The sequence below is a fragment of the Streptomyces sp. NPDC058525 genome, assembly GCF_042719495.1.
Classification (GTDB): Bacteria; Actinomycetota; Actinomycetes; order Streptomycetales; family Streptomycetaceae; genus Streptomyces.
In genome coordinates this window covers 105,336-111,335 of sequence record NZ_JBHXNP010000014.1, presented here as the reverse complement: position 1 = coordinate 111,335, position 6,000 = coordinate 105,336, and the positions used below count along the sequence as shown (strand labels likewise).

Sequence of the window (6,000 nt, the reverse complement as noted above, 5' to 3'; positions counted from 1 at the left end):
GTCGCGATCGGCACCCACTGGGCCTTCCTCGTCTGCGCCGCCATCGCCGTCCTCGGCTTCCTCGCCGCCCTCTTCATCAAGGAAGTCCCCCTCCGAAGCACCAACCCCACCCCGGCGGACAGCGACACGAACGCGGACAAGGCCACCCCGGCCCTCCAGGACTCAACCGCCCACTGACCAACCCGGCCCCCCGGCCCCCCCCGGCCCCCCCCCGGCCCCCCGGCACCCCGGCCCCGAAGGACGAACCAGTCCTCCGGGGCCGGGCCGTTGCCGTGCCGCATGCCGCATGCCGCAGGCCGCATTCAGGAATTGGGCCCGCCTACCTGATCACGTAGTGGTCGTGCGGAACGGCGCGGCTCCAGACACCTTCGAAAGCCTCCGCGCAGAGTTTCGCCGCGGCCGGGTCCTCGCTCATCTCGCCGCCGGCGGACGAGCCGTCGCCGGTGAAGTGGTTCCAGCGGATCAGGCGGCCGTCGACGAGCCAGAAGTCGGTGCCGGGGAGGGCGAGGTCGCGGGCCTGCCTCCGAGCCAGCCAGCGCACGTCTTCGCCGGCCGCGACGTTCGTGAACGTTCCGTCGTACAGGAAACGGGTGTACTCGCTCACCGGCTCAGAGACGATCCGGGCCCGTCGCACGCTGACACCGCGGGCGACGGTGGCCGAGACGAGGTCGAGCCAGGGCCGCCACCATGAGGCCCGGTCGGCGGGGTCATGGCGGTGTCCGGCACGCCATTCGGCGAACGGTCCGGTCTCGTAGTCGACGGCATAGGCGTCGCGCATCTCGAGATGAACGACGGTGCGTTGCGCGGAGCCCAGCAGCTCAGGCCAGGTGGGGACGCTCAAGGGCATCGCAGGCCCCTCCCTCATGACGGCCACCGTCAGGCGGACTCGATGTTGGCGGCGGCCGTGGTGATTTCGCGGCCGGACGGGATACGGATGTACGCGAGCTCCACCCAGTGTTCGAGGCCGGTCGACGAGACGTTCTCGTTGACGACGGCCATCAGCTCGCCCTCGGCGCCCGAGGCGATGTCGCGGACGCGCGTGCGGAGCAGCCGGTGCGGTACGTACGCGTAGCGCTCACTCATCGGACTGGGCCGGCGCCGTCGCGGATAACCGCTCGAAGCCGGCCAGGGCGCGGTCGAGGAGCTCGGCACTGGGCTCCCGCATCGCGGTGAGAGCGCCGTCCGGGCTGTCGGGTGTGTCGAGGCTCAGTACGTTACGGGGGGTCGGGCTTGTCACGGGATGCTCCCTACCGTCGTCAGCGGGTGTTGAGACCAGCCTGACCACTTCCCGGGGGCACAGCGCTCACAGATCTGTGAGCGCTACAGGCCCACCCACCGGGCCAGCCCGCCCAAGCCGTCGGGCGCCCGCCGCGACATGTGCACCAGACCTCGGATCGTGGCTCGGGTGCCCGGTAGGTGCCGTGTCTGCTCCGGCGCCACCTTTCGAGCACCCGCCAGGTACTTCAGCGACGCCTTCGCGGACCCCGCCTCCATCTCCACGAGGGCGCGGTCAACCAGGTAGCGGGCGCGCCGGGACGTCAGGGTCGACGCCGGAAGCGTCAGCGCGCGGGCCTGGCCGAGGGCGGTGTCGAAGTCGCCCATGGTGATCGACGCGCCGAGCTCGTGCAGATGCACGTTGGTCCGCCCGAAGCTGAGCCAGTGCACGTCGCCGGCCTCGCCACCCACACGGTCCGCCAGGTCGCGTGCCGCAGCGAGATGGGACTCGACGGCGCTCGCGTCCCCGTCCTTCGCGGCCACCGTGGCGAGGCCCAGGTGAAGTTGACCGCTCACCGCGAGCGCTTCACGGCCGGTTCCGCCGGCGAGCAGGCTCTGTCCCGACAGGATCAGCGGTCGGCTCGTGGCACAGCGCCACAGGGTTGCCCGTTTGTACCGCTGCACCGCCTCGATGCACGGATCCGACGCCCGGCCGGCCGCCCAGCCCATTCGGTCCAGCGCCACTCGGGCGAGGTCCGGGTGGTCCAGTTTCAGCGCCACGTCGTGTGCGGTGCGGTATGAGGAGGCCAGAGCACGCCACGTCTCCGTGGAAGGGGTCGTCGACACGGTGTGCGTCAGTTCCACCACCAGGGACGGGAGCGCTGTGGCCACGGCATGCAGGCGAGTGGCACGAACCTGTCGGCACAGGAAGTCTGCTGCGGCGATCAGCTCGTGCTCGGGCCGGACGAGTGCGAGGTCGGGGTTGGGTCCGAGGTCGAACCGGTCGAGAGCTTCCCGAACGGGGGCCACCAGCGCGACCAGCCGGTCAGCGGGAACTGAGGCCATCGCGGGGGATCCGGTCAGCTTGGACGTGTCCACCCGGAGCGCTTGGGCGACCGCTGCCACGAAACCGGGCGTGGCAGGGCGCGCGCCGCACTCGACCTGGTTCAGGAGACTCAGGCTGTACGGGATCTTCTCGGCCAGCTCGCGTTGCGTCAGTCTCCTGAGGCGCCGCTGTTCGCGAATCCGGGAACCCGTGTGGCCGTCGTCAGGTAGAGGCATGCTCGTCTCCGTCCAGGGCTCGTCATCGAGGACGTTACCCGCGTGGCCGCCGCCCCATCGCCGATCACCCTGACTCCTCGTGCACGGGCGGTGGTTGCGTAGGGTCGGGTGCTATGACGACGAGGACCCTCCACCTGCTCTGCTCGGCCGCCCCGCCCGTCTTCGAGATCGCCGGCGTGGTGGAAGAGGCGCAGCGTCGGGGGTGGGACGTGTGCCTCGGGCTGACGCCGACCGCCGCGGAGTGGCTCGACGAGAGCCTGCCCGGCCTGGCCGCACTGACGGGTCATCCGGTGAGGACCCGCTACAGGCGGCCCGGGCAACCTGATGTGTGGCCGACGGCGGACGCGGTTCTCGTCGCTCCGGCGACCACGAACACGATCAACCGGTGGGCGCTGGGCATCACCGACACATGGCTCGTCGGGGTCGTCGCCGAGGGCCTCGGCAAGGGCATTCCGATGGTGGCGATGCCGTGCGTCAACTCGGCGTACGCCCAGCATCCGCAGCTTCCACTGTCGCTGGAGACCCTTCGCAGCGCCGGCGTCCGGGTGCTGTACGGGCCCGGTGGCTTCGAGCCGAACGCGCCCGGTGAGAAGCGGCCGTACCCGTGGCAGCTGGCGCTGGACGCGGTGGACGCCCTCGGGACGTAGCGGGATGTACGGACTCAGCACGACGCCCCCTCTCGCCCGGAGGCGGGAGGGGGCGTTTTCGTGTGCGGGGTCAGGGGCGGGGGCCGTTGGAGGGCGGCGTCGCCACCGTGGTCACGGTGTGAGGCCCGGCTGGGCCGACGGGACCGGGAGTTGGTCCGGGGCCGGCTTGGCGTCCGATGGCTTCGGGTCGGGCGGGGATGACGCGAGGGCTGCTCGGGCCGACAGGAGGGCCGGGCCGCACAGGGCGAGGGCCAGGAAGATGCCGCCGCCCGCGATGACGAAGACCAGGCGGGGGTTGCCGTCGGGGTTCATCAGGCTGCCGGCCAGGTAGCCGGCCGTGCTGCCGAAGAAGGCGGCGGAGGACAGCGTGCCGCCGACCCGGCCCAGTACCTCGGTGGGCACGGCCTTCTGCAGCAGGGTTTCCTCGCCGACGTTGGCCACGCCGTTGCCGAGACCCGCGATCAGCTGCATGGCGATCGCCGCGAACAGCACCGGAGCGGCGGCCGTCAGCAGCAGGCCGAGGCCCGTGAAGAACCAGCCCGCGAGCAGCACCCACACCGGCGAGCGGCTCTCGGCCGCGCGGACCAGCCACAGCGAGGCGGCGACCATCGCGACGCCGAAGGACGCGGACAGTACGCCGTACCCGGTCTCGCCGGTGTTCAGCGAGTGCTCGGCGAGGAAGACCAGCGCCAGGTTGTCCAGGGAGCCGAAGAACAGGCCGAGCAGGAGCAGCAGCACGATCGCGCGGGACACCCGGTGGTGGCGTACGAACTTCAGGCCCTCGACGGTGTCGCCCAGCAGGGTCCGGCGTTCGCCGGTGCGCAGCGGCTCCAGCGCCGGGATGCGCGTCAGCAGCAGGGCCGATACGACGAAGGTGCCCGCGTTGATCGCGAGCGCCCCGTACGCGCTGCCCCAGGCGGTGAACAGGCCGCCGAGGATCGGGCCGAGCGCGGCCTGGAGGTTGAAGGCTGTGCCCATCCACGCGTTGGCGGGCATCAGGTCCGCCTCGTCGACCAGGCGGGGGACCACCGTACGGCCGGCCGCGGAGAACACGGTGGACGCGGAGGCGGCCACCACGACCAGCGGCACCAGCAGGGCCAGGTCCGGGCGGGCCAGCACGATGATGCCGAAGACCGCGGCCTGCACCAGCTCGGCGGCGATCAGCAGGCGCCGCACGCCCATCCGGTCCGCGAGCGCACCGGCCAGCGGTCCGAAGAACCGCGGCACGGACTCGGCCAGGAGGATCAGCGAGACGGCGGTGCCGGCGTGCTCGCCGCGGCTCACCAGCAGGACGAGGGCCACCATGGCCGCACCGTCGCCGATCAGCGAGACCGAGCGCGCCAGCCAGAACTGGCGGAACAGCCGGTGGCGTCGGATCAGATTGGGTTCTGCGGCCAAGGCCTTGGTCCTTTCAAGGGGTGAAGGTGTCCGCCCGCGCGTTCCGCCCGGCGGTTGCGCCCGCGGACCGGGTCAGACCACGGCCCGGCCGTGCTCGCCGCGCCGGGATCCGGCGCTGCGCCGCAGGTCCGCGGTGAGGTTGATGCGCTTGAGCCAGCGGTCGGTGCCGTCGTAGCGGGCCGCGAACGGCCGGCGCCCGTGCACCGCGCGCTTGTTGTCGATGACGAAGAGGTCGCCGTTGCCGATCGTCACGTCGGTCAGCTTCGCCTCGATCGCGGCCAGCAGCGCGCTCTGCGCCTCGGCGGCCTGCGGGTCGAGCGGGTTGCTGTGCATGAACGGCGGGTCGACGCGCAGCCACGGGGCGGCGGGGTCGCCGTCCAGCAGGGCGATCGGCTCGGGCCGGTTCGCCATGGTGTCGATACGGCGGAACTGCTCGCCCTCGGTCGCCTCGGTGGCGTCGGCGGCGCCGGTGGCCTGGTTGAAGCTCTTGGTGTGCGACTGGTCCGGCAGGATCGCGAAGCGCTTCTCGAACAGGACCGTGCGGTGCTCGTCGGAGAGCTCGATGTCCTGCATGGCCGCGAAGGTCGTGGCGACGGCGTCGTGGTTGCGCAGGCCCATCAGCATCATCCAGTCCGCGCGGTGCGGGTGGAAGGCGTCCTCGGTGTGCCAGTCGAGCGTGGCCGTGGAGCCGGAGCCGAGCTGGTCGAACTCGTGCCCGGGGACCGGGTAGAGGTCGAGGATCAGCCGTCCGCGCTGCTGGCTGCTGAAGGAGAAGGGCTCGCCGAGCAGGGAGCCGATCAGCCGCAGCACGGCGTCGGCGTGCCGCAGTTCGGGGCGGTCGGGGCGCTCCTGGTAGCGCGTGGGGGTGGCCCCCAGCGCGTTCTCGTCGATGAGCAGCCCGCTGAGCAGGAATCCCGCGTGCGGGGTCCCGGCCAGGCGGAAGTCGGTCATCACCCGGCGCAGCGAGCGCGGCAGGTCGTGGGACATCAGGGCGGCGAGCTGGAGGGAGCGGCGGGCGTCGAGGTCCGCGGAGTCCCGCGCGTACTCGTGCGCGAGCGCGGCCACCCGGTGGCTTTCGTCGGGCAGGAGTTCGATGCGCGGGACGCCCGGTCCCGGCTGTGACACCGCGGCGGACGCCGCGGCAGGCGGTGCGATGGTGTGCATGGTGGCTCCTCAGGAGACGCGAGGTTGCCGCAGCCTCTCAGGGCCCACTCGATTCGCACTCGAAACGGCCCGTACGGCCGCCGGGCCGAGCCGCTCTACACCATGTTCCGGCCCCCGGCACCCGCTCTGGCCTGGATCTCTTGCGCTCTTCAAGCGGTCCTGTAGCCGAGCCGGTTGTGCTTCATCCCAGAACGCAACGGTCCCCCCGCCGGGACCGCGGCGACACGAGAACCCGATACGGGGACTCGACAGGGAACCCCGACACGGGAACACGGCACGGGAAGAGGTGAGCGAA

At 71.7% G+C, this 6,000-nt stretch carries 7 protein-coding genes; 1 reads left to right on the top strand and 6 read right to left on the bottom strand.

Translation table 11 applies throughout. From position 1 onward, the window contains the following. Positions 1 to 319 precede the first annotated feature (319 nt). The 4 genes from ACFWP3_RS10320 to ACFWP3_RS10305 form a co-directional block, all read right to left on the bottom strand. Positions 320 to 847 (bottom strand): DUF6879 family protein, encoded by a 528-nt coding sequence (locus ACFWP3_RS10320; protein ID WP_384218425.1) that lies wholly within the window; start codon positions 845 to 847, stop codon positions 320 to 322. 29 nt (positions 848 to 876) lie between these two features. Next, a complete protein-coding gene (locus ACFWP3_RS10315; RefSeq protein WP_384218423.1) occupies positions 877 to 1,083 on the bottom strand; it encodes a hypothetical protein in 207 nt (68 codons plus the stop codon). Continuing rightward, complete coding sequence (locus ACFWP3_RS10310) at positions 1,076 to 1,237, bottom strand: hypothetical protein (RefSeq protein WP_384218421.1); 162 nt, start codon at positions 1,235 to 1,237, stop codon at positions 1,076 to 1,078. Before ACFWP3_RS10310 ends, ACFWP3_RS10315 begins: the two co-directional genes overlap by 8 nt. An 83-nt stretch (positions 1,238 to 1,320) precedes the next feature. Next, positions 1,321 to 2,496, bottom strand: a complete 1,176-nt coding sequence (locus ACFWP3_RS10305) for a helix-turn-helix domain-containing protein (protein WP_384218418.1) — start codon at positions 2,494 to 2,496, stop codon at positions 1,321 to 1,323. Positions 2,497 to 2,609: 113 nt separating this feature from the next. Between ACFWP3_RS10305 and ACFWP3_RS10300 the strand changes: the two genes are divergently transcribed. Next, complete coding sequence (locus ACFWP3_RS10300) at positions 2,610 to 3,143, top strand: flavoprotein (RefSeq protein WP_384218416.1); 534 nt, start codon at positions 2,610 to 2,612, stop codon at positions 3,141 to 3,143. 111 nt (positions 3,144 to 3,254) lie between these two features. On the opposite strand, the gene ACFWP3_RS10295 is transcribed toward ACFWP3_RS10300, so the two are convergent. Together ACFWP3_RS10295 and gntD are read right to left on the bottom strand one after the other, a co-directional pair. Beyond that, positions 3,255 to 4,541, bottom strand: a complete 1,287-nt coding sequence (locus ACFWP3_RS10295; RefSeq protein ID WP_384218413.1) for an MFS transporter — start codon at positions 4,539 to 4,541, stop codon at positions 3,255 to 3,257. Positions 4,542 to 4,613: 72 nt separating this feature from the next. Beyond that, positions 4,614 to 5,705: a guanitoxin biosynthesis L-enduracididine beta-hydroxylase GntD gene (gene gntD / locus ACFWP3_RS10290; RefSeq protein ID WP_384218411.1), complete on the bottom strand. Its 1,092-nt coding sequence runs from the start codon at positions 5,703 to 5,705 to the stop codon at positions 4,614 to 4,616. Between the last annotated feature and the right edge of the window lie 295 nt (positions 5,706 to 6,000).

Excerpts from the sequence above, each read along its gene's own strand:
- ACFWP3_RS10320 (WP_384218425.1), bottom strand. The coding sequence starts at position 847 with ATGCCCTTGAGCGTCCCCACCTGGCCTGAGCTGCTGGGCTCCGCGCAA.
- ACFWP3_RS10315 (WP_384218423.1), bottom strand. The coding sequence starts at position 1,083 with ATGAGTGAGCGCTACGCGTACGTACCGCACCGGCTGCTCCGCACGCGC.
- ACFWP3_RS10305 (WP_384218418.1), bottom strand. The coding sequence starts at position 2,496 with ATGCCTCTACCTGACGACGGCCACACGGGTTCCCGGATTCGCGAACAG.
- ACFWP3_RS10300 (WP_384218416.1), top strand. The coding sequence starts at position 2,610 with ATGACGACGAGGACCCTCCACCTGCTCTGCTCGGCCGCCCCGCCCGTC.
- gntD (WP_384218411.1), bottom strand. The coding sequence starts at position 5,705 with ATGCACACCATCGCACCGCCTGCCGCGGCGTCCGCCGCGGTGTCACAG.